The sequence below is a fragment of the Mycobacterium sp. PDNC021 genome, assembly GCF_048282635.1.
In the GTDB taxonomy this organism is placed as follows: domain Bacteria; phylum Actinomycetota; class Actinomycetes; order Mycobacteriales; family Mycobacteriaceae; genus Mycobacterium; species Mycobacterium llatzerense.
In genome coordinates this window covers 3,445,525-3,471,941 of record NZ_CP182502.1, presented here as the reverse complement: position 1 = coordinate 3,471,941, position 26,417 = coordinate 3,445,525, and the positions used below count along the sequence as shown (strand labels likewise).

The 26,417-nt window shown below is 62.5% G+C and carries 28 protein-coding genes and 2 pseudogenes; 13 read left to right on the top strand and 17 right to left on the bottom strand.

Features of this window, described 5'->3' with window-relative positions; translation table 11 throughout:
- Nucleotides 1–22: 22 nt before the first annotated feature.
- A pseudogene (locus tag ACNO8X_RS16500) lies at nucleotides 23–121 on the top strand (SRPBCC family protein); the annotation flags it as partial.
- 257 nt (nucleotides 122–378) lie between these two features.
- On the opposite strand, the gene ACNO8X_RS16495 reads toward ACNO8X_RS16500, so the two are convergent.
- Nucleotides 379–744, bottom strand: coding sequence for a nuclear transport factor 2 family protein (locus tag ACNO8X_RS16495; RefSeq protein ID WP_418005928.1), 366 nt, complete (start codon nucleotides 742–744; stop codon nucleotides 379–381).
- Nucleotides 745–901: 157 nt separating this feature from the next.
- On the bottom strand, nucleotides 902–1,540 hold the full coding sequence (locus ACNO8X_RS16490; protein ID WP_418001881.1) for a TetR/AcrR family transcriptional regulator: 639 nt from the start codon (nucleotides 1,538–1,540) through the stop codon (nucleotides 902–904).
- A gap of 98 nt (nucleotides 1,541–1,638) precedes the next feature.
- On the opposite strand from ACNO8X_RS16490, the gene ACNO8X_RS16485 reads away from it, so the two are divergent.
- The 5 genes and pseudogenes from ACNO8X_RS16485 to ACNO8X_RS16465 all read left to right on the top strand — a co-directional run bounded on the left by ACNO8X_RS16485 (nucleotide 1,639) and on the right by ACNO8X_RS16465 (nucleotide 5,531).
- Entirely contained in the window at nucleotides 1,639–2,157 is a 519-nt protein-coding gene (locus ACNO8X_RS16485; protein ID WP_418001880.1) for a nuclear transport factor 2 family protein, read from the top strand.
- A gap of 304 nt (nucleotides 2,158–2,461) precedes the next feature.
- Nucleotides 2,462–3,127 (top strand): cytochrome c oxidase subunit 3, encoded by a 666-nt coding sequence (locus ACNO8X_RS16480; protein WP_418001879.1) that lies wholly within the window; start codon nucleotides 2,462–2,464, stop codon nucleotides 3,125–3,127.
- A complete protein-coding gene (locus ACNO8X_RS16475; RefSeq protein ID WP_418001878.1) occupies nucleotides 3,124–3,387 on the top strand; it encodes a cytochrome C oxidase subunit IV family protein in 264 nt (87 codons plus the stop codon). The genes ACNO8X_RS16480 and ACNO8X_RS16475 overlap by 4 nt, the downstream gene beginning before the upstream one ends.
- A 28-nt stretch (nucleotides 3,388–3,415) precedes the next feature.
- Nucleotides 3,416–4,177, top strand: coding sequence for a hypothetical protein (locus ACNO8X_RS16470; RefSeq protein WP_418001877.1), 762 nt, complete (start codon nucleotides 3,416–3,418; stop codon nucleotides 4,175–4,177).
- Nucleotides 4,178–4,339: 162 nt separating this feature from the next.
- Nucleotides 4,340–5,531, top strand: a pseudogene (locus ACNO8X_RS16465) (MCE family protein).
- A gap of 159 nt (nucleotides 5,532–5,690) precedes the next feature.
- Here ACNO8X_RS16465 and ACNO8X_RS16460 read toward each other — a convergent pair.
- Genes ACNO8X_RS16460 through ACNO8X_RS16450 form a run of 3 tightly spaced genes read right to left on the bottom strand, consistent with a single transcriptional unit; the run spans nucleotide 5,691 to nucleotide 8,605 of the window.
- Nucleotides 5,691–7,148, bottom strand: coding sequence for a Fis family transcriptional regulator (locus tag ACNO8X_RS16460; RefSeq protein WP_418001876.1), 1,458 nt, complete (start codon nucleotides 7,146–7,148; stop codon nucleotides 5,691–5,693).
- Nucleotides 7,126–7,488: a helix-turn-helix domain-containing protein gene (locus ACNO8X_RS16455; RefSeq protein WP_418001875.1), complete on the bottom strand. Its 363-nt coding sequence runs from the start codon at nucleotides 7,486–7,488 to the stop codon at nucleotides 7,126–7,128. The genes ACNO8X_RS16460 and ACNO8X_RS16455 overlap by 23 nt, the downstream gene beginning before the upstream one ends.
- Nucleotides 7,481–8,605 carry a tyrosine-type recombinase/integrase gene (locus ACNO8X_RS16450; protein ID WP_418001874.1) on the bottom strand — a complete coding sequence of 375 codons (1,125 nt, stop codon included), beginning with the start codon at nucleotides 8,603–8,605 and terminating at the stop codon, nucleotides 7,481–7,483. The genes ACNO8X_RS16455 and ACNO8X_RS16450 overlap by 8 nt, the downstream gene beginning before the upstream one ends.
- A 567-nt stretch (nucleotides 8,606–9,172) precedes the next feature.
- On the opposite strand from ACNO8X_RS16450, the gene ACNO8X_RS16445 reads away from it, so the two are divergent.
- Complete coding sequence (locus ACNO8X_RS16445; protein ID WP_418001873.1) at nucleotides 9,173–9,382, top strand: hypothetical protein; 210 nt, start codon at nucleotides 9,173–9,175, stop codon at nucleotides 9,380–9,382.
- A 73-nt stretch (nucleotides 9,383–9,455) separates the two neighbouring features.
- On the opposite strand, the gene ACNO8X_RS16440 is transcribed toward ACNO8X_RS16445, so the two are convergent.
- The 8 genes from ACNO8X_RS16440 to ACNO8X_RS16405 all read right to left on the bottom strand — a co-directional run bounded on the left by ACNO8X_RS16440 (nucleotide 9,456) and on the right by ACNO8X_RS16405 (nucleotide 15,196).
- Nucleotides 9,456–9,788, bottom strand: coding sequence for a type II toxin-antitoxin system PemK/MazF family toxin (locus tag ACNO8X_RS16440; RefSeq protein ID WP_418001872.1), 333 nt, complete (start codon nucleotides 9,786–9,788; stop codon nucleotides 9,456–9,458).
- Entirely contained in the window at nucleotides 9,785–9,991 is a 207-nt protein-coding gene (locus ACNO8X_RS16435) for an antitoxin MazE-like protein (RefSeq protein ID WP_418001871.1), read from the bottom strand. The genes ACNO8X_RS16440 and ACNO8X_RS16435 overlap by 4 nt, the downstream gene beginning before the upstream one ends.
- 536 nt (nucleotides 9,992–10,527) lie before the next feature.
- Nucleotides 10,528–10,866, bottom strand: a complete 339-nt coding sequence (locus tag ACNO8X_RS16430) for a hypothetical protein (protein WP_418001870.1) — start codon at nucleotides 10,864–10,866, stop codon at nucleotides 10,528–10,530.
- A gap of 53 nt (nucleotides 10,867–10,919) precedes the next feature.
- On the bottom strand, nucleotides 10,920–11,525 hold the full coding sequence (locus tag ACNO8X_RS16425; protein ID WP_418001869.1) for a DUF5134 domain-containing protein: 606 nt from the start codon (nucleotides 11,523–11,525) through the stop codon (nucleotides 10,920–10,922).
- A gap of 42 nt (nucleotides 11,526–11,567) precedes the next feature.
- Complete coding sequence (locus ACNO8X_RS16420; RefSeq protein WP_418001868.1) at nucleotides 11,568–13,166, bottom strand: PepSY-associated TM helix domain-containing protein; 1,599 nt, start codon at nucleotides 13,164–13,166, stop codon at nucleotides 11,568–11,570.
- Nucleotides 13,167–13,468: 302 nt separating this feature from the next.
- Entirely contained in the window at nucleotides 13,469–14,200 is a 732-nt protein-coding gene (locus tag ACNO8X_RS16415; protein WP_418001867.1) for a GTP cyclohydrolase, FolE2/MptA family, read from the bottom strand.
- Between the two features lie 67 nt (nucleotides 14,201–14,267).
- Nucleotides 14,268–14,864, bottom strand: coding sequence for a cation transporter (locus ACNO8X_RS16410; RefSeq protein WP_418005927.1), 597 nt, complete (start codon nucleotides 14,862–14,864; stop codon nucleotides 14,268–14,270).
- On the bottom strand, nucleotides 14,864–15,196 hold the full coding sequence (locus ACNO8X_RS16405) for an ArsR/SmtB family transcription factor (RefSeq protein ID WP_418001866.1): 333 nt from the start codon (nucleotides 15,194–15,196) through the stop codon (nucleotides 14,864–14,866). The genes ACNO8X_RS16410 and ACNO8X_RS16405 overlap by 1 nt, the downstream gene beginning before the upstream one ends.
- Before the next feature lie 246 nt (nucleotides 15,197–15,442).
- Here ACNO8X_RS16405 and ACNO8X_RS16400 point away from each other — a divergent pair, with 246 nt between their 5' ends.
- Together ACNO8X_RS16400 and ACNO8X_RS16395 are read left to right on the top strand one after the other, a co-directional pair.
- A complete protein-coding gene (locus ACNO8X_RS16400) occupies nucleotides 15,443–16,150 on the top strand; it encodes a TIGR03943 family putative permease subunit (protein WP_418001865.1) in 708 nt (235 codons plus the stop codon).
- On the top strand, nucleotides 16,147–17,235 hold the full coding sequence (locus ACNO8X_RS16395) for a permease (RefSeq protein WP_418001864.1): 1,089 nt from the start codon (nucleotides 16,147–16,149) through the stop codon (nucleotides 17,233–17,235). The genes ACNO8X_RS16400 and ACNO8X_RS16395 overlap by 4 nt, the downstream gene beginning before the upstream one ends.
- Before the next feature lie 719 nt (nucleotides 17,236–17,954).
- Here ACNO8X_RS16395 and ACNO8X_RS16390 read toward each other — a convergent pair.
- Nucleotides 17,955–18,833, bottom strand: coding sequence for an NAD(P)H-binding protein (locus ACNO8X_RS16390; protein WP_418001863.1), 879 nt, complete (start codon nucleotides 18,831–18,833; stop codon nucleotides 17,955–17,957).
- A gap of 122 nt (nucleotides 18,834–18,955) precedes the next feature.
- Between ACNO8X_RS16390 and ACNO8X_RS16385 the strand changes: the two genes are divergently transcribed.
- Nucleotides 18,956–19,360: a winged helix-turn-helix transcriptional regulator gene (locus ACNO8X_RS16385; protein ID WP_418001862.1), complete on the top strand. Its 405-nt coding sequence runs from the start codon at nucleotides 18,956–18,958 to the stop codon at nucleotides 19,358–19,360.
- A 310-nt stretch (nucleotides 19,361–19,670) separates the two neighbouring features.
- Here ACNO8X_RS16385 and ACNO8X_RS16380 read toward each other — a convergent pair whose 3' ends face one another.
- Nucleotides 19,671–20,435 (bottom strand): hypothetical protein, encoded by a 765-nt coding sequence (locus ACNO8X_RS16380; protein ID WP_418001861.1) that lies wholly within the window; start codon nucleotides 20,433–20,435, stop codon nucleotides 19,671–19,673.
- Between the two features lie 906 nt (nucleotides 20,436–21,341).
- Here ACNO8X_RS16380 and ACNO8X_RS16375 point away from each other — a divergent pair.
- Both ACNO8X_RS16375 and ACNO8X_RS16370 read left to right on the top strand, forming a co-directional pair.
- Nucleotides 21,342–22,169, top strand: a complete 828-nt coding sequence (locus ACNO8X_RS16375; RefSeq protein WP_418001860.1) for a class I SAM-dependent methyltransferase — start codon at nucleotides 21,342–21,344, stop codon at nucleotides 22,167–22,169.
- A gap of 392 nt (nucleotides 22,170–22,561) precedes the next feature.
- Nucleotides 22,562–23,512: a dipeptidase gene (locus ACNO8X_RS16370; protein WP_418005926.1), complete on the top strand. Its 951-nt coding sequence runs from the start codon at nucleotides 22,562–22,564 to the stop codon at nucleotides 23,510–23,512.
- A 240-nt stretch (nucleotides 23,513–23,752) separates the two neighbouring features.
- On the opposite strand, the gene ACNO8X_RS16365 is transcribed toward ACNO8X_RS16370, so the two are convergent.
- A complete protein-coding gene (locus ACNO8X_RS16365; RefSeq protein WP_418001859.1) occupies nucleotides 23,753–24,352 on the bottom strand; it encodes an HAD family hydrolase in 600 nt (199 codons plus the stop codon).
- A gap of 305 nt (nucleotides 24,353–24,657) precedes the next feature.
- Nucleotides 24,658–25,713 (bottom strand): hypothetical protein, encoded by a 1,056-nt coding sequence (locus ACNO8X_RS16360; RefSeq protein WP_418001858.1) that lies wholly within the window; start codon nucleotides 25,711–25,713, stop codon nucleotides 24,658–24,660.
- A gap of 18 nt (nucleotides 25,714–25,731) precedes the next feature.
- Between ACNO8X_RS16360 and ACNO8X_RS16355 the strand changes: the two genes are divergently transcribed.
- Nucleotides 25,732–26,283, top strand: coding sequence for a YaeQ family protein (locus ACNO8X_RS16355; RefSeq protein WP_418001857.1), 552 nt, complete (start codon nucleotides 25,732–25,734; stop codon nucleotides 26,281–26,283).
- Nucleotides 26,284–26,417 lie beyond the last annotated feature (134 nt).

The window sequence follows — 26,417 nt, the reverse complement described above, 5'->3', positions numbered from 1 at the left end:
TGCGACTGGTGTGCTCGACACCGTTTTCGGGATCTTCGGAGGCCAGTTGCGCACCCGCCGCAACATCCGGGACATGACCACAACGCTCAACCGAATCAAGGCCGAGGTCGAGACCGTCTGATCACCTGAGTCGAGACAGGTGCAGCTGCTGCGATGTCGGTAGGTCAACTTCCGGACGCTGACCGATGTTGGAACATCGTCTCAGGGTGTAGCGATTGCCCGGCCCGTCGTAGAAGATCGTTCACAACCTTTCGCCATTCTTCTGAGCCGGAAACCGGTCTTCGCTGACACCCCTACTTGGCTTGGCACCGTCACGGTCCGCGGCCATTGACTGATCCCGTCCGCTTCTGGAGTGGGAGCAACTGCCGGGAATGCCCCTCAGCCGTGCGCTGCCAATGCTGCTCTGATCTGCTCCTGGAATGTCGTCCAGTCGTAATAGTCACGCCACCGCGTGATCCGACCTCCGGAGCCAAAGTCGAAGATGCCCACGACTTCGAAACTTATGACTTCACCGTTGATCTCGAAACTGTCGACACGCTCGGTGAGAACCGTGCTTCCGCTTACTGCGAGAGCCTTGATGTCGACCGTGACATTCGGGGCCATTGACCTTACGGTCTGGAATTCCGTCTGGATGGCGTCGGTGCCCCGGTGAACTCCTCGCGGACCGTCGATGTATACCGCGTCGTGGCTAAAGAACTCGTTTACTTCCGACGCGGGATAGGAGGCCAAGAACCTCCGAACCACTGACTCTGCCGAATCTGTCACGGGTACCTCTCTTGAACTCGCTCTATTGATGTTCTGGCCCACGGAGCATAGAGTCGCGCGGCGCGAAGCGCGATGGCCAGTTGGACATTACGGTTGGCAGCGGCGTCGTCAAGGACGCTTTGCGGAGGCGCGTTTGTCAAGGGCCGCTCCAGGCCACGGCGTGAAACATCAGTTGTGCGAGGTTCAGGATCACCTCATCCTGGTCGAGCGCTCGGGTGCGCTTGTGCTGCCTGCGGACGTTGTGCTGGTAGCAGACGGCATCCAACATCGAGCACAGCGCGTGGGCTGCTTGCTCCGGATCAAGGCTCGGACACTGGCCCCTCTGTTGCAGCACCCGGACATGGTGAGCGACATTGGTCCGCGCCAGGCTTTGGAGGTCGCGGAGGAAGGCGCCGAAGCGCGGGCTCGCGTGTGCTGCCTCGGTCAGCCCCAGGAACACCGCGCCATGGTCGATGCTGGCTTTCCAGTAGATCCGGACGATGGCCAGGAAGACGTCGTAGGTGTCCGCCGAGGGGTCGATGGCGTCGTAGCGCTGGAGAACGTCATCTCGGCACTCCTCGGCCAGGGCTCCGAGGAGTTCCTCCTTGCCCGTGAAGTAGGTGTAGAACACGCCGACGGACTTGCCTGCTTCCCGGGTCATGTCGACGATGCGGCTATCGAGGTATCCGTCACGTGCGATGACGCGCCGGGCCGCGTTCATCAACGCGACCCTGGTCTCCTTTCCTCGCTTCGTTCGGGTTTGGCTAGCGGAGACTTCGTCCTGGACTGACGCCATGAATCGATGCTAGCTGCGAACGACCGTTGACATGAATCGGCATTCAAGTTACGGTCTTGCGGGAAATATGAATCAGGATTCAGATTGGTGGTCGACACATGGCGTATAGCAAGGCCGAAATCGAGGACGCCCTGGTTCGTTGGGGTGAGGCGATCAACCATGGGGGCCGCACTGGAGACTGGACGCGCTGGATCGACTGCTACACCGCAGACGTCGTGGTGGACGAGCACCACTACGGCATCTTCGAGGGCCGCGAGGCCGCGGTGACCTGGCTGACCGAAACGATGGACCAGTGGCCGTTCAACCACATGCAGACCTGGGCGTGGGACTGGTACACGATCGACCTCGAGAACGGCTGGGTCATCGGTCAGGTCCAGAACATCTTCGTCGACCCCGGTGACGGGAAGGTCTATCAAGCGCCCAACTGGACGCGGTTGGTGTACGCGGGGGACGGGCTGTTCTCTCGCGAGGAGGACGTCTACAACCCCGCACGGTTCGTGCCCGCCGTGTCCGGCTGGCTGGCGGCGTACGCCGAGCACCACCCCGATGCACCGAAGGACGCCGGGCGCCCGGTGCTGGCATCGGGCGAGGCGACTGGGTCAGACGGCAACGCCTGACCCGCACCGATTCGGGCCCGGCATCGGGGTGCCGGGCCGCGGAAGAAGGATTCAAGCCGATGAATCCCGCCGTCTTCAAGCGAGGCAAGCGGGTGGACGACTGCATCGAGATGATCCAGGGCCCTGACGACCGATCACGTCGATGCGGCCCTCAAGCGGGCGGCGCGGCGCGATGGCTGGATGTACTCCCGCGGCGACCCGGGGGAGCTCGACTAGCTCATCAAGCGGCTCAAGCTACTACGCCACGACTACAGCTGCGCCGGCCCCTTCCTGATTCAAATCATTTTGGCCCGACGCGTTCAACATGTTGCGCACAAAGGGCGTGGAGTGCGAGGAGATTGCGGTGAGCGCACTATTGACCGTTGGTAGGTCAACGACCGACCGGCCGACCGACCGGCCGACCGGGCGGCCCATGGGCGTGCCCGGTGAGCCGGGAATCTGGGTGGTGATCTTCGGTGATCTGCTGGTCTTCAGCGTGTTGTTTGTCGGCTTCTTGATCGATCGATCCCAGGCGGTGCATGCGTTCGATGTCGCCCGCCGAACGCTGCACAGCGGTGTGGGGCTCACTAATACGCTTGTGCTGCTGAGCAGTTCATTGTTGGTCGTCATCGGCCTGCACGCGCTGCGCTGCGGTAGGCGACCCGTTGCGACAACCATGCTCGGTGGAGCGATGGCGCTGGGCGCGGTCTTCATCTTTTTGAAGGTCGGCGAATACGTTTCAGCGATTTCCGCCGGCCACACACCGGCGGCCGGGCACTTCTTCACCTGGTACTTCTTGCTCACGGGGATGCACCTGGCGCATGTGCTGGTGGGCCTGATCATGTTGGGTGTCATGACCACGCTGTCGCGACGGCCCCCACCCAACGAGACAACCATGGCTGTGATCACTGCCGGCGCGTGCTTCTGGCATCTGGTCGATCTGTTGTGGATATTTCTGTTTCCGATGCTGTACTTGGTGGTTGAGCGATGACTAAACACATCCCTCTGCGGGCGGCCATAAGTTGGTCGATCATCGTGGTGGCCACCGTCGCGTCGTTCGTCGTCGGTCATCAACACGGGGCAGGTTCAGCGATCGCGCTCACCCTGATGGGGATAGCCGCGGCCAAAGCCCGGCTGATCGGCCTGGATTTCATGGAGGTGCGGCACGCGCCCGTCGGCCTCCGTGCCGGCTTCGAAATCTATTGCGTGGCAATCTGGTTCGTTCTCGCAGGGCTGTGCGCATGGGCCTAGCGCCCAGATCAGGAAAGGTACGTCAATGATGTCCACTCATTCCACAGACGGCCTGGCCATCCGCGAAGGCGTCGACCAGTTGAAGCTACAGCGGATCGGCCTTTTCGCCGGCTGCATCGGCCTCGGGCTCTACGCGGGCGCGCTCGTGCTGGCGAACCTGGTCATTCCCACGCCGCCGGATTGGTCTGCCGCACAGATCACCGACCGGATTGTCGACGAGAACTTCCGCATCCGATTGGGCTGTGCGCTCGGGACGCTCGCGGCGGTATTGATGCTGCCGTTCTTTGCGGCGATCGCTCAACGGATCGCACGCATAGAACGAAAGTTCGGCATGCTGTCGTTGACGGCTGCGATGACGATGCTCCTCAATGTCGTCGGCCTGATCTACCCGCTCGTGGTCCTGGTCGCCGCTACCTATCGCGCCGGGCATCGATCCGACGAGATCAACCAAGCATTCGATGACCTTTTCTGGCTGATGTTCCTGAGCGTGATCGGCCCCGTCGCACTCGAATCGATTCTGTTGGCAATCGCCACCTTCCTCGACCCTAAACCGGTGCCGACCTTTCCGCGTTGGTTCGGGTACTTCAATCTCTGGACTGCCGCGACTGCCATCCCGGGGTGTCTGCTCCTGTTGGTTCCCGACGGGCCCATGTCCTGGAACGGGGTACTCGGATACTGGATACCAGCAACTGATTTCACGGTATGGACGTACGTGACCGCCGTTGTGCTGCTGCGGTCGATCCAAGCGGATCGCGCGTCCGGAATCTCGAGACATCACGTTCCGAATTGAACAGGGTTTGTTTACGTTGTCGTGTTCACCGTGCCAGTGCATGTGTCGACACAAGTCTATTTCAATGACGCCAATACACTCCACGCCAATCAATTGCTTTGACGCGCAATCTGGTCCGCCGATCTGGGCGCGACGCACAAAACCAGACTAAGGACTGTCGCTATGGCGATACGAGAATCTAAGCGCTCCCACCAGCGGCTCGCGGCAGCGGTGCTGATCAGCATCATGCTGGCCGCGGTGGTGTTCACCTATTTGTCGTACACCGCGGCGTTCACCCCTACCGACACCGTGTCGGTCATGGCGCCCCGCGCCGGTCTGGTCATGGATCCCGATGCCAAGGTCAAGTACCGCGGCATCCAGGTCGGCAAGGTCGATCAGATCGACTACGCCGGTGACCAGGCGAGGCTGAAGCTGTCCGTGTTGAGCGACCAGATGCGCTACATCCCGTCCAACGCCCGGGTCCGGCTGGGCAGCACGACGGTGTTCGGTGCCAAGTCGGTCGAGTTCCTGCCGCCGGAGCATCCGTCGAAGGAGTCGCTGCGCCCCGGGGCCCTGGTGCAGGCCAAGGATGTCCAGCTGGAGATGAACACCGTCTTCCAGACGCTGACCGACCTGCTCGACAAGATCGATCCGGTCAACCTGAACGCCACGGTGACCGCGCTCGGTGAGGGCCTGCGGGGCCACGGTGACGACACCGGTGCCGCCGCGGCCGGGTTGAGCAAGTACCTACCCGAAGCTGCCGACGCTGCAGCAGGACTTCAAGGACACCGCCACGGTTGCCGGCATCTACGGTGACGCCGCGCCTGATCTGGCGAAGGTCTTCGACAACGCGCCGACCGTCAGCAAGACGCTGATCGACGAGAAGGACGATCTGAACGCCGCGCTGCTCGCGGCCGCCGGGTTCGCCAACAACGGTTACGCGACCATCGCGCCGGCCGCCGACGACTACATCGCCGCCATCCAGCGGCTGCGCGCGCCGCTGAAGGTCCTGGGCGACTACTCACCAGAGTTCCCCTGCATGTTCCAAGGTATAGCTAAGGCGGTAGATGCGTTCGGTCCGGTGCTCGGTGGCGTCAAGCCGGGCCTGTTCGTGGCAGCCAACTTCTTCCCCGGTGCGCCCAACTACACCTACCCCGAGAGCCTGCCGATGGTGAACGCCTCCGGTGGCCCGAACTGCCGTGGCCTTCCGGACGTCCCGTCCAAGCAGTACGGCGGCTCGTGGTACCGCTCGCCGTTCCTGGTGACCGATAACGCCTACATCCCGTATCAACCGAACACCGAATTGCAGTTCGACGCTCCCTCGACGCTGCAGTTCCTATTCAACGGCGCCTACGCCGACAGGGACCGGTACTAAGACAGATTCGGGCCGGTTGGCCGACTCTCCAGACGCTTGGCCCGGCGACCAAACCAATTCGATGGACCTGCGATTCGCCAACCGGTCGCGCGGCTGCCGGCAAGGCGGGGTGATCGGCCCTTCCTGGGGAGCGGCTCGTGGTCACGTTAGTTGTTCAACTCAGTCGAGTCGCGTCGCGATGTACCGGGCATAAGTCGACGCCGATGCTCTGGCGTGGGCTTCGAGTGTTTGCGGGTTGTAGCCAAGTGTTTCGGCGAGGATCGCGATCGGCGTGGTCTGGGTCAGCTCGTTGAGCGTGCCGAGGCGTGCTTCGAGTGCCGCAAGAGCAGGTCGCAGGTGGTCACGAAGGTGGGACGGAGTGACGTGGGTTCCGGGTCCGTATCCGCGAAATACCCAGGGTGAGTTGGGATGTGCAGCAGTTTGACCGTTGTAGTTGATTGCCGCGAGTAGTCGGATGGGCTCATCGAGCGGTGGGGACATATCGATGGGCAGGCCCGCCAGGTCGACGCTGACGGAGTCCGCTGTGATCGTCACCTGCTCCCAGGTGAGGGCGGCGATGTCTTCGACGCGCTGAGCGAAGACGATGATCAAGATTGCGGCGAATCGGTCACGGGGATGCAGGGTCTGTTGATGTACGACGTGCTCGATGACGGCGTTCTGGTCGGTGATCGGTAGCCGTGGTGCGGTTCCGCGCCTGTGCGGAGTCACCTCGAGATCCGAGGGGATTAGCTTGGTTTTGATGGCCCAGCGGACGAATCGCAGAATGTGCTCTCGGGTGGTGGGTCCGGTGGACTGCCACAGGTCAATGTGTGCCTGGGTGACGTTCTCGATATAGGTGTCGTGTTCGGTGGTGAGCCAGTTGCAGAACTCGATCGTCACGCTCGTGGTCTGCTTCGCGCGCAGAAATGCTGAGTCGGTGACGGTGCCCATCGAGCGGAGCCGCCTTTCCAGGCCCCAGCGGATAAATCGGGCAATCAATTTGCGGTGCTCGTCCGTCAGGATGCGCTGTTGTGCGGTCGCCGCCCAATCCAGGAACCGCGCTAAGCGTTCGTCGCGCGCCGGCAGCGACTGATGAGCCACGAGAAGGCCACGAACATAGTTGGTTGTGCGGCCCGCCGGAAGCTGGTCAACAAGCTCATGGGTGAGCGTCGGGTGGCACGCGAGTTCAGATAGGACCTGTTCGACATGGCGTTGGCGGATCCATGTCAGTCCGCTGTTGGGGCGTTGCATGGCGGCGAGCGCGTCAATGATGACCTGCAGCTGCGGGGCGACTACACCGGTGTCGGGATTGGTCAGCAACCGAATGGCTGTCTCGCCGAGCACGCAGCGTTGGCATTTGCCGCCGCTGTAGAGTTCGGCTTCGTCTCCGCAGGCAACGCAATCGACGTTGAGCGTGATCCCGGTGCATCGGCGGCACGCGGGGCGAGCATCAATGATCCCGGGGAGAACGCCCTGGTGGCCGCAGGCGCAGATCCCGGTGACGCGTTTGGCTGCCTGATAGCAGTAGCCGCACACCGATTCGCCTGGCCAGTTCGCGACCACCATGTAATGACCGCCGCAGCGGTCGCAGGGCACTGGCCACCGCTCGGGGTCGTCAGGTTTGCGTGGGCGGGCCATCGTCGTCCTGGACGATCCGAATCCGTTTGGCGACTGGGCTTCCCGGTGTAAGGCCGAGGTCACCGGGCCGTGGTGCGTTGGCCGTTTTCGCGGCTTGCATCTCGACATACGGTTCGAATAGGTCGTTAGGCGTACAGTCGAAGATGTCGCAGAGCGCGGCGAACGTCCTTGACGGAATGCGTTGCGGTTCACCGGTAACCAGACGATAGACCTGAGCGTCGGAGAGGTTGATTCCGCGCGATTTGAGCAGCGGTCGCAGTTCGGTGGACTTCCACAGGTTGCGGGAGGCCATCATTCGGCGTAGATGCCAGTGGAAGCCGATGCGGCGTTGTTCAGCCATCGGGCTGATCTTCCTCCATTCGGATGCGGCGAGCGATCATCTGCTGAATCGTCTTTTGTTTGAAGTCTGATGACACCGAGGTGTACAGCGGGGTGGTGGATGCAAACGCGTGCCCGAGCTGTTCCTGCACGAACAGTGGGTCGTAGCCAGCCTCCAGAAGGTGGGTGGTGAAGGAGTGCCGCAGTGCATGCAGACTCAATTCTGGTGGCAGCCCGGCTCGCTTGCGAAATGCGGTGAAGGAGCGGCCCAGCGCACCGAGTGTCAATCTGGAACCACGTTCGCTGGGCCAGAGCGCGGGGGAGCGGTCGGCGGTGGCGAACAGCTGGCGTCCCTCGGTGCACCAATATTCCAAAAGCTCGACAACCCAAGAAAATTCGGGAGATGTGAGCACCGTCCGGCGGCGTGGCCCGGAACCTTTCGTGCCTTTGGCCCACCGCACAGTCAGCGCGCCGTAGTTTCCGAAGTGAGGTACGTGTGGGTTGGGTCCGAAGTCCGTCAGGTCCAGCATGACCAGTTCGCGGCGGCGCAGCCCGTAGGCGTAGGCGACCTTGAATGCGATCGAATCCCGCAGAGCCGTCACCCACCGCTTCGACGCTGCGCGGTGCGCTTCGTCGACAAAATCATCTACAGCGTCAAATAAGTGCTGTAGCTCGGCCTTGGTGAACGCTCGGCGGCCCGGCGGAACGGCATCGTCGGTGGTGTGTTGCGGAGTGTTCCACTCGAAGCATATCTGCGACGGGACATCGCCAAACTGCTTCTCGCAGAATGCAACCCAGCCGTATCTACTATCACAGACGTATGAGCAGAACATCGAAATCGTATTGCTGTAGGTCCGCAACGTGGATAACGCAATCGGTCTTTCCTGGGATCGGAATTCGGCCAGGAACTGGTCCACATCAATCGGGCGCCACCGCCACGGATACTCGTTGGTGAACTCAACGAATCTGGCAATCAGTCGACCGCGCGCCATGATCGTGTCGACGGCCAAGCCTCGGGCCAGCATCTGCGCCCGCCAGCCATCGACCATCGCATTGAACACGGTCTCATCGGCACGCAGGAGCGAAACATCGTCGGCCCGCAGGAGGTGGGGAATGAACCCGGGCAGTTCCTCAGCCATGACGACGGCCTTGCAATCTCAGCACCCCGCGTGATGCCGGCCCAGGTTGAGGTTCGAATAACCTTGCCGTCGAAGACGATTCGTCACAGTGACGCAATAACCCCGGTCTGCGCAGCGGCGGGGGCGGTGTCGAAAAACAATCCGCACCGGCCGGATGCCACTGGGCGCTCATTGAAGCTCGCAACGTTTTCACCTAACGTCCGAATCAATCATTAAGTGATTGAAACGTACGCCGACCTGGCAGGTTTCGCAAGATCGGCAGGCCGTCAAGGACGCCGCGTCAGCAGCGAATTGCGGTCACGACCAGGAAAACTGACCGAGTCGCTCAGTGGTGCAAGTTCTTTCATTTAACGAAACTCACATCCTTTAAACGCCGATAAGGTACATTATGTTAGCTAATCCACTGCATATTGCATCAGATGAATCACGTGCGTTCTGGGCGGACCCTCACCCGCCGCATTGGGTCGAGTTGGCTAAACCAACTCACCTTCAACGGTTTACAACGGGTTGAGTCAGGCTCGTACGACCCCCTTCGCGATGCTTCCGCCCGCGCCGTAGGCTCATGGCGTGCACCACGTGACCCTGGCGAGCGCCGCGTCAACGGCGGCGCTGACGGTGGCGCTGGCGGCCTATGCCGCGTTGATCCTGGCCGGCATCGCCGTGGCGATCTACGACATACGCCGGCAACGACGAGGCCGAGCGATCGCCGCCGCGGTAATCGTCGGGGTGCTGACCCTGGGCGGGCTGGTCATCGCGATCGTCAGCAGTGTCGCATGACGAGTCACAACGCGGTGAGCGTCAACACCGGATGGTTGGCAGCGCGATAACCAGCGCACGCCAGTAACCGGGCCTATCGCGCAAGGCCGAGAAACGCCATCATCGCTCGTTCGACCTCGACGACTTGTTCCGCTGTCAATCGACCAACCCGGACCTGGACATCCGACCTTTTGACGGTTGTGAGCTTGTCGATCATCACGTCGCTGTCGTGATGAAGTCCGGATAACCGACCTTCTCCGCCTGCTATCCGGATGCGCATCAACGGTGCATCCAACAGCGTGCTGGACATCGGAGCCACCGTCACTGAACCCGTGGCATCAAAGAGGTCGTCCTGAACAATCACCGCGGGACGCGGTTTGGTCGCATAGACGCCACCCGCTACGGTCCAGATCTCCCCTCTGTTCACTCCTCGTCCCATGGCGTTGAGATAGCTTCAATGAAGTCCTGGTCATCGGTGCTGTCGTCCGCTCTCGCGACCAGCGAAGCCTGACGACGCGCCTCGGCGGCAAAACTCTCAGTGCGCACGTCAGGCACCCAGACCTGCAGCGGGCGCAGGCCCCGCTCTCGCATCCTCCGTCGGTACTCGCTGACCCTTTCCCTCACTGCCATGTCGCTACGTTACATGTAACGAAGAATCGGCGCAGCCAGCTAGTCGGAACGTCCGGCAGTGCTGCAGCTTTGTGCCGTCTCGCGGCGGTGTTGACCGGCTTAGTATGTTCATGGCCATCCCGCTCCCCTCCTTGAGATTGGTGGTCCCAAGGCGCTCGGACGCGTTTATCGTGTGCGCGGCGACGATTCATGACGTTATGGTCGATGCCGGCGGAGCTGCGGCTGGGAACGCCGGGCGGCGTCCAGCACATCGACTTGGACCGCGCTGCCGATAGCAGGCTCGAATCGGCGACCCTGCACCGGGCTGCCCGACGGATCGCCACCGCTGAACCGTTCGTCACCGCACTAGCGCTGGCGGCCGCCGGGATTCAGCCGGACGATGCGCTACTCAGTGCCGTACCAGACCGGATGGCCTCAGATGGCGAATCGGCATCGAGTTTTATTCGATCACAACGGATTACGCAATTCGTCGCGCGCCTCCCGACCTCTTGCGCACGTATCCCCCGCCATCCGCCCGCGGCCAGTTCGGGCGCTTGTCATTCACCGTGGTGCGTTGATTGGCGTTCCGCTTTCGGCGAGTTGAGTTGATTCACCACGATTTCGACCCAGCGCTGAATGTGTGCCCGGCTCCACCAATCACCGGCGTTCTTCTTGGCCATCGTGCTGGCGGGGAAGCCCTTCACATCCCGTGCGAGGCGACCGCCGAATGTGACATGGCCGAGAGCCCCAATCCGACCGGCGAGCTTGGCTACCTGTCTCGTGGGCGGAATGTCTTGGCGTTCAGCCGAATCGTCCAGGGGCCCGCTGCTGACCAGCCATACTGGCAGCTGCTCCTGCCTTCGTCTTCGGCTGCGGTGCAAGGCTTTCCGACCCATCAGTCGTCCGTTGACAGACCCCGGTTGTACCAACGGCTCCTGCGTCTGAACGGCTACAGCATCACCGCAAACATGACAGCCATGCCGACTGCCATCATCGCCTGCCCCACTGCCCCGAGCGCCAAATTGCGGTCGGAGCGCTGCACGGCGAAGGATCGGTAGATCCACCACACGGCCGCGACGGCAAATGCGACGGTCCAGATCCAGTTCAGCCCGGCGATATATGGCGGCGCCTGCACAGATGTACCAGCGACGGCCGTAGCGGGCATGTCCATCCCCGGCATCGTCGCCGCGCCCTGCGAAGCGGCAAGATTCTGCCCGGGCAGGATGTGGCCGTTCATCACGGCATACATCCAGGACATGGCCAGCATCATCGCCGCGTGATAGAAGCTTCCCGCCCAATGGTCCGGGTCGATGATCGCGGCAGCCACAAACCACAGCGTGGCCAGCAGGAAGAAGATCGTCGGCGCGACGGTCGGCAACGCCGCGCCGTACGGCCAGGCCATCACCGCCATCGCCAAGGCCATCACGAGGTGAAGTCCCTGCCCTACGACGGGCAACACCGCTCGTCGGCCGGCCACGACGGCATGTACGCACTCCGCCGCGCTCAGCACGAACAACAGCGTGACAACCCAGCGCACGGTCAGGTCTGCGATCAACGACTACTCCTTACGACACGTTTCCGGGTATGGCTCCCGCGGTCACTGCAATGCGCCGACTTGTGTGACGTCTTCGCCATCATCGGTGTCTGCGTCAGCCAGCGCCCCATCGATGTCGGAGTTTTCATCGCCCTTGCCGCGGTGACGCAGACTCGCCAGCGCCTCGACCGCCAGTACCGCCAGTAGCGAAGCCCCGAAAATCGGGAATGTCACACCAAGGATGACCGCGACGAGACCCAGCACCACCTTCGCCCGCTTGGGCGTTGCGGCGCGGGTGGCTTCCGGGGTTGCCGTCGGAATACCGGTGCTGCCCTTCGGCTTGCGCTTCCACCACATAGCCAATGCGGTCAATACGCTCATCAGCACTGCCAGGCAGGTCAGCGTCGCCGTGATGCGAGTGAGCCAGCCGAGCTGATAGCCCATGTGCATGTCGATACCGAAACTGGTCAACCGCGACAGTGCGCCGTCCTGGGCGGCGGTGGCGTTGGTGATCGTCTGGCCGGTGAACTGGTCCAGGTAGAGGGTTCGCTGTTCGGACAGGCGCTGCGGCCAGTGGTTGACCACGGTGTAGCTGCCGTAGGTGGTGACGCCGCCTTGATTTGAATCCGACGGCCCGAAGATCGTGTAGCCCGGCACCATGTGCTCGTCCTTGGCTATCCGGTCGATGTCGGCATACGTCAGCCGGGCCGGAAGGGTGCCCGCGCCGGGCTGCGAGGCATATACGGGATCGTCCTTGGCCGCCCACGCGATGCGCCGGCCCAGCCGATCGTGATCGCCCATCTTGGCCGGCGTCGAGGGGGCGTCGATCTTCTGTCCAGGTGCCACCGTCGAGGAGAATGCCCTCCAGTTCTCGCCCCAATACCGCGTCCAGGTCATCCCGGACAACACGTAGCAGATGAGGACGGCGGCCAGGATGACTCCGACGAGGGCATGGAGATCGCGCCAGCGGATCCGGCCGCCCTTTTGCCACCGCACCGAGAGCAGCGGCTTTGCCGCCTCGATCGCACGCGGCCACCACAAGTACACGCCTGTGGCCGCCAGCACGATGACCCAGGTGGCGCCGAGTTCGATCCACAGGTTGAAGATGCCAGCCGGGATGGTGGCATCGGGGTAGGCCGATGGGTTGATCAGGTGCCCGAGTGAGGGCAATTGGATTGTGGGGCCGTCGTTTCCGAACATTCGGTGCAACTGGTTGGCATAGCCCACCAGGCCCGAGAGCTGGCTGCGCTGCCCGAGGTATTGACCGGTGTAGGGATCGACGAAGACTTGCGTGACGTTCGCTTCGCCGTTGGGGTATACCGGCGCTTTCGGGTCGAGGAAGTCGATCTCGGTCGAACGGTCCGCCGCTTTGGGGGGTGTGACGCCGTCGAGTTGGAAATCGGAGCCGACATGTTGACGCGCGGTGGCGATCTGCGCGTCGAGCGCGACGGTTTCGCTGCCCTGGTCGACCGTCAGCAGGTGCCGATTGAACAGGGTGTCGATCGGCTCGCTATAGAGGATTACCAGACCTGTGCAGGCCAGCACCACCAGGACGGGGGCCACGAATAGGCCGACCCAGAAGTGCAGTCTCCAGATGCGCCGCAGCACAGCTGCGTTCCCACGGCGTTTGGACTGCTCGGCCGGCGTGTAGGTGGTGATCATCGGTCCCTCATGGCTAGGCGTTCGACCAGGGCGGCCGCCGCATGACAACACTGTGGTCGGATGGCGCGGCGGATTGGTTCCCGACCTCCACAAGAAAATTGCGGGGGCTGACGCACACCCTAAGTGGCCATCATTTCTTCGGTATCGGCAAGCGGCGACCAGTCACGATGACTCGACTCGCAGAGATTGGCAAATGCCGCCACGAGACGCTTTCGGGACGATTCAACCGTTCACCTCGGACACGCTGATCTCCACGTCGTCGGTGGGGTGCACTCCTCTTCCGCGATCTTGTACGAAATCTATTACATATCAATATATTCCGATATGTTATCGGCTACGCCAGGGATCTGGCGATGCGGCAGAATCGCCTGCATGAGCAAGACCAGTAAGAAGAAGCGCGACGCCAAGAAGAAGCTCCTCAACAAGGAGAAGGCGGCATCCGCAGCTCGGGAGAGTGTCAGTTGCTGTTCACCTTCGGGATGCTCGGCATCCGACCCTGGGCCCCTCCTTGCCGAGCCGGATCTCGTTGGCCGTAAACCGTTGACCGTACGACGGCCTTGACGCGACGGCCGGGCGGTTTGCTTGCTCGCTTCGGCCACCGCGTCGTGGGCATGCAGGCTCTCCAAATGGGCGATGCGCACATGGAAGTCGGCGATGCGTTCGTCGGTGTCGAGCGTGGCCTGAACACGGCGTGCGGCATCCTTACAGAACATCAGATTCGCGCCGTTGAGCATTGCAAAGGCTTGTTCATCTTCGCGCTTGACGGCAGTTTGGACCGGAGTGGCCAGCACTTGCTCGACATGATCGATGATCTCGACGACGGGAAATTGCTCCACCGCATCCGTGTCGAGGCGTGCCCGCATCTGAGCCACACTGCGTTGCGAGTGCGGGGTGGCACAGATGCCACGCTCGCTGCCCAACCACTCGTACACCGCGGTGTGATCCAGCGGGTGCTCAGTCGCGAAATCGCGGACAAACGCCTCCTGTATCTCCTGCCTGGCCAAGGCGGCTGACGCGACCGCATCTCGATTCAAGCACGCAACAAACCGGAGCGAGTCGGGCGCACGCCGGATTCACTCATGCGCATGTGAATCCGAATTCTCAATGGCAACAGGCACATTCATGGCTGCAAGCACTGTCGTGGGGCAGACTGGGCGCGCAGCAGGCATCACCCTTCCAGGCGTTCACGCCTTCACGCACGGCGATGCCAGCGATCACGAGAGCAGCGACCGGGTCAGCCCAGGACCAGCCGAACAGACCGTTGAGGATCAGCCCGACCAACAGCACCGCCGACAGATACGTGCACAACAGCGTCTGTTTGGAATCGGCCACTGCGGTCAGCGAGCCCAGTTCACGGCCCGCGCGACGCTCTGCCCACGACAGGATTGGCATGACCATCAAACTGGCTGCGGCCAAGGCGATTCCGATTGCCGAATGCCGCGCGTCGTCGCCCAATCCGAACAATGAGCGGACCGCGTCAACCCCGACCGAGGACACCTCGATCACTGAGTCGAGACCGAAACCGATCAAGGCTCCCGAAGAGACCCGTGTGCCTTCACTGATCGCAATCACGGCCTCCATCACGTTGTAGGTGATCGTGGCTGCGACGAGCCAGCGAATGCGTCGCTGCAATACCTGTCGACGTTCAGCGCTGAGCGTCGGCCCGCCGGTGCGCGGCAAGCCGAGTTCGGAGGACATCAGCAGCACGCTCCGTCCTGGCTGTCGCTGCAGCAGGCCGGATCGACCGCGATCACCAGGCCGAGCAGATCTTCGAGGGCGTGCGCGATCCGTGAATCCGCCAGTTCGTAGCGGGTGCGTCGGCCCTCGGGGACCGCCACTACCAAGCCGCAACCACGCAGGCAGGCAAGGTGATTGGACAACGCCTGCCTCGATATGCCGATGATGTCGGCGAGTTCTGAGGGGTACGCACCCTTTCCGCGCAAATGCAGCAGGATCTGCGTGCGCGTCGAGTCGGATAAGGCATAGCCAAACCTGGTCAGAGCGTCGCGAGCGGCAACCACCGTTTCCATGCGCCCGCTAGTACATGTATGCGTGTATTCAGGACCAGCTTTGTCGTCATGGTGGCAGGAGTCAGTACCACTGGGAGCGCCTGGACTTTGATACCCAGGCGTTTCCAGGACGAAGCGAGGACGAATGTTCCGCTTGGTTTCCGAGGGTCTGGCCTGTGCCGTGCGGGGACTGGCAGGATGCTGGCATGACCGCCGCTGGCATCCTGAGCGGTCGGCACGCTGCGATCAGAGCATGGGGGGTGCGACGTGAGCAGGACCAGCCGGAACATGCTGCTGTTGCTGACCGGCGTCAGTGCCGGTCTGATCGTCATCAACGGCAGCTACACCCGCTACGTCAAGCCCGGCATGTTCGGCTGGCTGATCGCCGCCGCGGTCGTGCTGATCCTCATCGCTCTGGCACCTGGTGGGTCAGGTTCCACGAGCGACTGCGACGACCATCGGCACAGCACTACCGTCGTGTGGCTGTTGGTCATCCCCATCGCGCTGCTGCTGTATGTCTCGCCGCCACCTTTGGGCGCGTTGGCCGCCGAACCCGCGGCTATTCAGGTCACTGAGCCTGATCTGCACCGGGCCTACCCAACGCTGCCCGACGAGCCCGCACCCACGCTGACCATCATCGAGGTCATCGAGCGGATGCGCTGGGACACCGGCCACACCCTCGATGGCCGAACGATCTCCGTGATCGGATTCAGTTTGGAAGACAAGGGCATTCACTTCGTGGGCCGTTTCCACATCATCTGCTGCGCGGCCGACGCTCGGGTCCTGGGATTGCGCCTGTTGGGGCCGTTGGCCGCGCAAGCGGCGGGGTTCCCGCGCGATGCGTGGCTGCGGATCGAGGGCAAGCCCATACCGGGCGCCGATCCCCCTACCAAGGCCACCGGCCCAGCTCTGATGGTCACCGCCATCACGCCTGTCGAGCCGCCGACTGACCCCTACATGTACTCGGCGCCATGACGCCCGACGGCGAGCAATCCAGCGGACTCCGCAGGCAACCGACTGCCATCGCGGGCACCCGCCGGTCAGCCGGGCACCAACACGGCCACACCGCGACCGTGCGGCGCACGACACTGCAGCGTTGGGTGGGATCGGCCCCGTTCGTGGTGGCCGTGTTCTTGGTGCTGGCGGTGGCCGCCCGTCCGCTGCGCAACTACCTCACCGGGCACAGTGAGGTGTCCACGGCGGCCACTGTGTTTTGCGGGGTGTTCGTGCAGGCCCTGCCGTTCCTCGCGCTGGGCGTGGTGGTCAGCGGGCTCATCGCGGCATTCGTCTCGGCCGAGAAGCTGGCTCGCTGGCTGCCCAAGCGCGCCGGGCCGGCGATACTGGCCGCCGGTCTCGGCGGGATGGCCTTGCCCGGCTGCGAATGCGGGTCGGTACCGATCGCGCGCCGATTGTTCAGTGACGGTGTCACCGGTGCGGCCGCGCTGACGTTTCTGCTGGCTGCCCCCGCCATCAACCCTGTCGTCCTGGTGGCGACCGCTGTTGCGTTTCCAGGGCATCCGGACATGGTGGTCGGCCGCGGTATCGGGTCGCTGCTCACCGCCCTGATCATGGGGGCGATCTGGTCGCGGTGGGGCAACCTCGCCTGGGTGACCCGACGCCTGCCGGCCACCCTTGACGCAGATGCGTCGCGGTGGCGGGCATTCGTTGAGGCAGCGCGCAGCGACTTCCTGCAAGCCGCTTCCTACCTGGTAATTGGCGCGGCGTTGGCTGCCGCGCTGCACGTCGTGGTACCGGCGTGGGTGTTCGAGCGCCTCACCAGCACCCTCGCCCTCGGCATTGTGGTCATGGCTGTGCTGGCGGTGGTGCTGGCCTTGTGTTCGGAGGCTGACGCTTTCGTTGCGTCCTCGATGTCGATGATGCCGTTGCTGCCACGGCTGGTGTTTCTGGTCGTCGGCCCTGCCGTCGATGTCAAACTGTTCGCCATGCAGGCCGGTATGTTCGGCCGTGCTTTCGCCCTGCGCTTCGCCCCGGCCACATTCGTCGTGGCCACCGTGGTTGCCACCGTCGTCGGCAGTCTCGTGCTCGGCACCGGCGCATGACTCCCGAGCTAGCGGTCACCAGATACGTTGGTGCAGAACAGTTTTGCCGCACAGCGTGGTGCAACGCGCCCGCTACAGGTGAGCGCGAACGAAGCCTCCGCTATTTCGTCTAATGTGTTGTGTCACAACGGTGTTCGCTCCTCGTCGGCACTGCGACAAGTACGGGTCATCCAGAGTCGCCGGGGCACGCGGCACCACCTGACCGTTCGCGTGAGTAAGGGTGCAATTGACCCGCCTGTGTCATTTACCTATTGCACATGAGATCGACGTACGCAGTCTTGTACCGAACGAGATTGCCCACGTTTCCAGTCGGGCCCCGCTGTATCCAGGAATGTTTGACAGCGGTGCCCTGCCGCACCGCGATCACCGTACATTGCTCGATGGGTGCGTTCCCGATCTTGTTGAGTATCGGCCGGAGTCCCCGGGCCTCCAGGTCGCTGATCGTCTCCTGTGCCGATGCCTGTACCTCGGATGCAGCCAGTGCCGGTGCCGCCGAACCCCCACCGATCATGATCGCTACGGACCCAACCATAACGCTCTTGGCAATCCCACTGCGCGACAATTCAATTTCCTTTCCGGCACTAAATTCTGCTTATCAGTGCAATCCAGTAGCTAATTCTAGCTAGAATCGAACGCTAGTCGGCATACTCATATCCGACGCATAATGATCCACATGTCAATTTCATAATCGCTTCATATCTATTTCGGAAATTGCCAGCTCAAAATGTCTGAATCAAATGTGCGGCGAGGAAGTGCTCGATGCTGGTTGGGCTGCGGCCGATCAGTTTCTCGGTGTCGCCCAGCCGGGTTTCGAGAAGACCGGCGCGGATGCTTTGGCCGAACCCGGTCAGCATGCTCGCAATCTCGGCGGGCAGTCCGGCCGCGAGTAGGCCACTCTCGTAGTCGTGGTCGTTCACACCTACTGGTTCGACAGTGCGGCCGTGGACCGCGGTCAACGCTGCGGCGATCGCCGCAGCATCGAGCAGTCGCTGGCCGGCAATCTCGTAGATGGCCTCGTCGTGCCCGTCGTTGAGCAGGACGGCGGCCGCGGCCGCGGCGCAGTCGTCGCGGGTAATCGGAGCCTGCAGGCCCGGCCCGTTGTTCGTGACCAGCATTCCAGTGGTCGCAGCGTGCGCCCACGCGTCGGCACTACCGTCGAGGTACAGGGCGTTGCGGAGCAGCGTCCATGACGGGCCGGCGGTGCGCAACGCCTCCTCAGTGGCGGCGTGATCATCGGACAGCGGTCGCAGCTTGGCAGGAAACTCCTTGTCCGCGTTGGCAAGCGACGTATAGGCGATGCGCGTCACGCCAGCGGCGGCCGCGGCGGCAATAGCCGCTTCGTGTTGCGACCGGCGCTGCCCCACCGCATCGGTGGAAATGAGTAGCAGAACATCGATTCCGCTGAACGATTCGACCAGCGATTCTGGCTGGTTGAAGTCAGCTGGCCTCGCCTTCGCGCCGGCCGCCGTGTACTCGGCCAGCGAAGCCGGTGTGCGGCTGAACAGCACGACATCCTGGGACGGATGTGCCTCAAGCACGTACTGTGCGGTGCGGCGGCCCAATGTCCCTGAGGCGCCGGTAATTCCGATGACAGTCATGGCTTGCTCCCTACGTTTGTATGGTTACTCTTGGATACTGACCCCATCGTGAGAAACCGGGAGGGATCATGCAAGAGGGCACTTCGGCGTCCGTCGGTCACACAGCGGTAACCGCGCAGGTAATGCCCCTGAGCCAGTGGCTGGCCGTGATGCCCGTTACGGAGTTCGGGGCCTGCCCGGTGCGCGATGTGCTGGACCGTATCGGCGATAAATGGTCGATGTTGGTCATCACGCTCCTCGGCGACGGCCCCATGCGCTTCATGGAGCTCAAACGATCCATCGGTCTCGTCTCACAACGAATGCTCACCCGAACACTGCGCGCCTTGGAACGCGACGGATTGATCAGCCGCACCGTGCATCCTGTGGTGCCGCCGCGGGTGGATTACGAGCTGACTGACCTCGGCCGCGGACTGCAGCGACTCCTTGGGCAGTTGAGCGAGTGGGCATTTCAACATGCGCCCGATGTTGCGGTCGCCAGGATGGAATATGACCGTACCGCGACAGCGCACCCCGACGACACGCTCTAGACCGTCGTATCTCGAACGCCGAGGCTTTGTGCAGTTCCCCGGATCAACGTCGGCCAGCCCGACGAACGCGCCTTGGGCAAGGCGGCCAGCCAGGCCGAGCAGGTGCTGCTCTTCCCGTTCGCCGCGAGCGAGCTCGAAGAGCGGGCAAGACTGCCCATGCCCCGGACTCAGCAGCACGCTCGGCGACGGCACCGGGCCACGCTTATCTTGAGCTCACCCAGAATGGATTGTGCAGAAATCAAATATGCAGAGTTAGCAGTACGATCGATCGGTCGTGTACCCTTGTCCACCAATGGTTCTCACCCCCGAGTCAGTGTCCTTTGGTGACGACTGCATTGCCCTCCGTCAACTTCTCTAACACTTTCACTGCACTGAGGTCCGCGTTCGTTTCCCGATCTGCGGCCTTGGCATGTGCACACGTGACGCCCTCTGACGACAACGACGCTTTCCGGCCGGTGATTGTCGCGCCGGCATCTGGGGCGGTCTGAACCGGACCCAGAGCCCATTGGTCTCCGACACAGGGCTCACCCGACTCGATGATGATGACATGCGCTCCCGCAGCGGAACCACCAGCGGCGAGACTTTTCGCGTCGGTCTCGAGATGGAGGTCGCCTTGCGGCTCCAGAATCACGCCGCGGATTGAATGCTGCGTCTGGTACGCCCGCGCGGCCCAACCGTCCGGAACCACGAGCCCGAGCGAACGACCGCTGTTGAGTTCGAATGATTGCCGCGCGGCAGAGGGCGAAGCTTCCGGTGTTGCAGTACTACCCGCGACGGTGGTATCCGTCGCAGACCTCGGCGCTGCTACTTGAGTGCACCCATTGGCCGCGAGCGCGACCAACACAATCGGCGAGGAAATGTGGCAAATCGTCTTGCTCCTCAGACCGCTCACGAAGCCACCTAGAACAATTGTGACCCGCTTGATCATCGCCGCTACCACTTGCCAGCGACCTTCAGAGAACCCATCGCGCCAATCTATTTCAGGGCACACAGCGACCATCTGCCGACAGATCAAGTTCAGACGTTTGACCGACAGAACCGAGCCTTGGCTGAACGGCACGGCCGCAGAGATCAATCCACAACTGTGCGAATCGCTTCCGTTGGATCTGAAACGTCCCGGGAGCAGCCCGTTGCGATCTGATTGATTCATCCGATCGGACTACAGGCAGGACGGGCATGATCAGTCATGATGAATCCTCAGGGCAAACTAGAGACGGGGCGAGGGTGAGACATGAAGAACAAGGTCATCGCGATGGTGTCGACGGCCGGCGTCGCCGCCGCAATCGCAGCCTCTGGGGGCGGCACAGCGAACGCGGCCCAAGGAGGTGTCGACGGGTTCCCTCCTCACGCATGGTTCAAGGTCGCCCGGTCAGAGCTTGTGAACTGGAACACCTACGCAGCGTGCACCAGCACTGGCGTCAGCAGGTGGAACTGTAATCCACTGGTAGCAGCCGTGGACAGGGAGCGCGCCCGGAACCCTCGGGCGACAGGGTACTGGGCGGAGTTCTTCGTCGATGGATCGGTTCGGTCTGGAACTTGGTGAATGATGCCGCCCAGCAGCAACGTGAGTACCTACTGAGAAGCGAACTGAATATCGCACCACCGAGTACGCCACAGTGCTGCCGGAAGGCAGCACTGTGGCCGGCCAATTGAAGGGCTCTGACTATCTCCAGCAAATACACGTAGGCCTGGAGTTGCTGAACCGCCCCCATGCAGAGCGACCACCGCGGCTCGCTCAGAGCGACAATCAACCGTGATCGGTCGGACCGCAGGCTGGCATCTCCTGCGTCCGCTGGCCGTCGATCAGGATGTTCCTCGGTTCGATTGGCCCTTACTTCACAACCTTGGTCTGCAAGCAGTGCTCGAAGACCAGACGTGGGCGAAGGCTGATATCAGTAACGTTGAGGTAGTCGGCCGGCTCATGTGCGTGGAATAGTCACCGACACTCTGCCTGGGGGGCGGCGCAAAGGGGGGAAGCCTGATGGACTCTTCCGATCCGCCCCGCAGCCCGGCGGACGGCCTATTCGCCGGGACCGCCTGGCACTATGCGCGGTATCGTCCGGGTTATCCTGCGGTTCTCATCGCGGATCTAGTCCAATGTCTGGGGCTCGACGGCACCGGTCGCTTGCTTGATCTAGGCTGCGGCACCGGTCAACTGACTCTTCCGCTGGCGGCACACGTCGCTGAAGCCGTCGGCATCGACCCCGAACCGGAGATGCTCCACGAATCGGCCCGACTAGGACGAGAGCAGGCCGTCGCCAATGTGAGTTGGGTACAGGGCAATTCATCCGACCTCCCGGGCGAACTCGGGCACTTCAGTCTGGTCACCATGGGTCGGTCGTTTCATTGGATGGACCGCCAGCAAGTCCTCGCTGCACTCGATGAGAGAGTCGATGAAGATGGCACCTTGGTCATCGCCAACGACAGCAACCTGATCCTGCCGAGCACACCATGGCAGCGGGCGATCCAGGACATCCAGCGCCGATTCATGCCGAAGGCGTACCAATACGCTAAGCCAACGGCGCCTGACACGCTCCAGACCCATGAGCAGGTCTTGGCTAGTTCAGCATTCCGGCGGGTGAATCGACAGGTCTACGAATTCAAACGGTCCTGGACCATCGAACAGGCCATCGGCTATTTCTACTCGACATCGCTGCCATTGCGCCGACTGCTCGGTGACCGACAGGCGGCTTTCGAGGACACGGTAACTGAGACCCTGCTCGCGGTCGAGCCCAGCGGACGCTTCATCGAACCTGTCGCACTGGAAGTCCTGACCGCAACGCGCACACGGGAAGCGATTCCGAAATAGCGACTCCCGCTCCCCTGCCTTGGCTGCATCACGCCATCGACAGGAATACAGCGGAATTTGATGGCGGGCTACCAGCTAAGTGCGTCGTTTGCATCAGACGAGTCATGAACCGTATTGCACAACAACGCGTTTCGCGATAATTGCTCGGAACCTGTTGTGCCAGTTCGCTCACTATTGCCCGGTACTCGTCGCTCCGGTCCTATCACCGCGCCGACACCCAGCGGCCGACCTGCCGATCGGTGCTTGCGCGTCACCAATGTCATGGAATAGCACAACTAGCTGATGTGGGCGGCATGGCATCGACGTCGCCGAGCGTCAAGCGGCGGATGGTCAAACGCTCGGTGCGAAAAGGCAAGGCGGTGAGCGGCCTTGATGATGCAGGATCGAGAGTCATGACCTCATTCCTCTGGGATCAGCACACCTGTCTACCTCTGCAGCCGGACGCTGACGTGGACATGCTGACCCGGTATCAGCGCGACGGAGGCGCGTGCGTATCGGTCAATGCAGGGTATTCGCCGCACACCTTCAACGACACCATGGCGCTGCTAGCGCACTATCGCGCTGCGGTCGATGCGCATCCAGCGATGGATCTGGCCGCCAGTTCCGACGACGTCGCAGCGATTACTGGCGCTGGGCGTATTGCGGTGGTGTTCGACCTCGAAGACTCACGCCCCCTCGACGACAACCTTGACCACCTGGCCACGCTCGCCGAGCACGGCGTGCGTACGCTGCTGCCGACTTACAACCACGCCAACCGCGCCGGCCACGGCTGCCTGGACGCCACCGACGGTGGCCTGACCTCGTGGGGCCGGGCGATCGTTACTGAAATGAACGCCGCCGGAATCCTCCCCGACGGTTCGCACTGCAGCCCTCGCACCGGGCTAGACATGTGCGAGATTTCGAGCGGTCCAGTCATCTACAGCCATTCCTGCATGCGAGCAGTCTGGGATCACCCCCGCAATATCACCGATGATCAGGCGCGAGCATGCGCGGCCACCGGCGGCGTTATAGGCATCACCGGAGTCGGTATCTTCCTCGGGCCTAACACCCCCACACTGGCGGCGATGACACAGCACCTTGAGTACGCCGTCGACCTGGTGGGCATCGATCACGTCGGCATCAGCACCGACTTTTCCTTCGACTACACGGACTTCGTCGACGAACTCACCCGCAACCCCCACCTTTTCGACGACAGCTACACCCGTTGGGGAGCAATCCAGTGGATGCCCCCCGAAACGCTTCTCACCCTTGGTGAGCACCTCACGAGGCGCGGCTGGACCGACGCGGACATTCGGGCAGTCCTCGGAGGCAACTTCTATCGCGTCGCACGAGGCGCTTGGTAGTGCCGACAACTCGCGACAGTTGACCCCGGACCAACTCGGGAACTTTGACCGCACTGGGCCACGGCCTGCGGTTCGGGTGCCGCAAAATGAGTTGCTGATCGACGCCTGGGATATCGAAACCGGCACCCACTCCTACCGTCTCGCTCGAACCCGCGAGCAGGCCACAGCAAAACCGGCCTGACACCAACATTGATCTCGGCGCGGTCAGCCGCAGTGCGCTCCGAACAACGCAGCCAGTTCTTAAAGTGAATCCAACCGCAGATCAGCAAGCGCCGCTTCATCTTTGAGTGCGTGAATATGGCCCCACGGACCGCGCCGGATTAACACTGTGCGCATCCCGACCGCCCGAGCCGGCAGCACGTCGTTGTCGAGGCGATCACCCACACACAAGATGTTCTCGGCAGGAACGTTGGCTTCGGCGATCAGCCGGACGAAAAACGCAGAATCTGGCTTAGCCACACCCCACTCCGCCGAGGAGGCCACGAAGTCGGCCTCCAGTCCTGCCGCTGCGAGCACCCGACGGACAGTCGCAGGCTGGTTACCAGCGACGCCGACGATCAACCCCGCCCGGCGCACAGTTGCGAGGCACTCCAGAGCATCGGGATATAGATCGCCCTGGGCCGGGTCTACGCCCATCGCGGGGCGATCGACACCGAGGACGTCCCACAGATCGTGATGATCTCTACCGGTGGCAATCAAGGCTCCCAGCACGCCGCTCAAGGTCAATGGCGTCACCCCCAAACGCTGGGCAAGTTCACCCCACATCCGAGTCTCGTCAACCAACGTCTCGCCGACATCGAACACCGCGCATCGGATTTGCGACAAGAACTCTGAGCCCACCGACCCAGAATTTCACAACGCATCGAGGCTCGCCGGCGGTCTCCAACCAAACCGCCCACCTGGTCCTCAATGGAGTTGACATTCTCATACGATCTATGGTCTGTATATTGTTGTGCCGCCAGTGATTCCGTGTACGCCGTACGCACGTTTGGTGCGTAAGTGATGCATCTGATGAATCAATTCGATCGGTTAGTGCCGTGGAGACCGGAGCCTGGTGTCGCACGTTGGCAGCCTGAGATAGGCCGCGCTCGCGCCTCTCCCCCACTGGGGAGTGGGGAGCACCCGGGCGTTCCGCCGAGACTGTCCTAGCTGGCCCGCTCATCGGTCTGCGAGGCGGCAACGAAGATGTCGTCGAGTACGCGGGCGCGGCCAGCACGAAGAGCGGTGGCTCGGGAGGCATGGTTGTGGCGGTCGATGGCTCCTATCAGTAGGTCCGCGGCGTCAGCAGACCAACCGTGCGCCCATGCGCATTGGGTCGAGGCGGCAAGGCGCTTGCCTGCATGTCCCACGCTGATGACCTCCTCTTTGATCTCCAGGCCGGTGATCCAACCGAGCGCACCGGCCGCCACTGCGAACACGCCCACCGTGTCGTTGCCGGTACGGATGGCCCACATCTGTTCATGTTCGTGCCAATCCCGAAGGTTGTCGGGTTGGGCCGCGGTGAGATTGTTCGACAGCACGGGATCTGCTTCGGCTACGTGGGCGTAGCGGTCGGCGACGAGGTGAAGAGCGTCTTCTGCGGTGTCGAATCGATCGAGGGTGACGCGGCCATCCGCAGGGGCCATGTCGTGGCATCGAGAGAGGTGAATGCTCTTGTCGAGGATGACGTCTGGCCGATCGGCCAGCAGATGGGGCGTGGTCCGCATCCGCAGGAAGCGGACGTTGAAGTTTGACCATTCGGCGACGACGCAGCTGGTGAGCGCGTCGATGTCGTCGAAGCTATGCGCGAGGACGTCGACAAAGGGGCGCGCGGTGTTGCGAGAGTAGAACCTGATTCCAGCCAGCAGGTCACCGCGTGCCGTGCGAACGTGCCGATGGGCGTAGTCCGGCGACGCAACGCCCGGCAGCGCGACGTGATCAGAGAAGGTTCGCGCGAACTCGCCGTCCTCTACCAATGCCGCTTGCTCGTTGACCCAGCAATCAACTTTGCTTTCGCCTGACGAGCCAAACAACCGGCCCGCCAAGGCGAGCTCATCGGCCAAAGACGGCCATTTCGTGCTAACCCCCACCGCTTCAGCATTGGCGTCACATCCGGATGCAACAACCGATTTTTGGAGCGCGACCGCCATCATCGACTCGCACTGACGGCAGGCTCGGCGGCCTGACCACGCAACGTGGCCCGACTGCTCGGCGGACACCACCGGGGTGGACACTATGACGTGGCCCTTTCTGCAACAGTATTCAAAGTCGAACTTGGCGTCTCCGATGTTGATCACGGTTACTACGCCGATCACGCGCTGACCGTGGCCCGTCATCCCAGTGAGACCGATGAGCGGATGGTGGTGCGGTTGTTGGCTTTTGGGCTTCGCGCACACCGACTCAGCGACGTCGACGGTGAATTGGCGTTCGGCGCAGGACTGTCCACCCCTGGCGTACCCGACCTGCGGCTCGCCGACTACACCGGCCGGATCCTGGAGTGGATCAACGTCGGCCAGCCCGACGAACGCGCCTTGGGCAAGGCGGCCAGCCAGGCCGAGCAGGTGCTGCTCTTCCCGTTCGCCGCCGGCGTGGCCACCTGGTGGCGCACCGTCGGCCCCAAAGTGGCGGGCCTGGCGAACCTATCGGTGGTGCAGATACCGCATGCACCGGTGCAGCAACTGGCCCAGACCGTCGATCGACGGATTTCGGCGCAGGTGATGGTGATCGAAGGTCAGGTGACAATGACCGTGGGCGGAGTCGACGCCACCTTCACGCCCGAGCCATTGGAGTGAACGTCTGAGCCAGTCCCCCCATCGTTCTCGGTTGCCGTGTAGCGCTTTCCGTCGACCACGACCGACGGTCGTTGTCACATGGCGGGTTTGGCAGTGAGGCGAGTCGCCACACGAGATGCCCGCGGCCGGTGCCA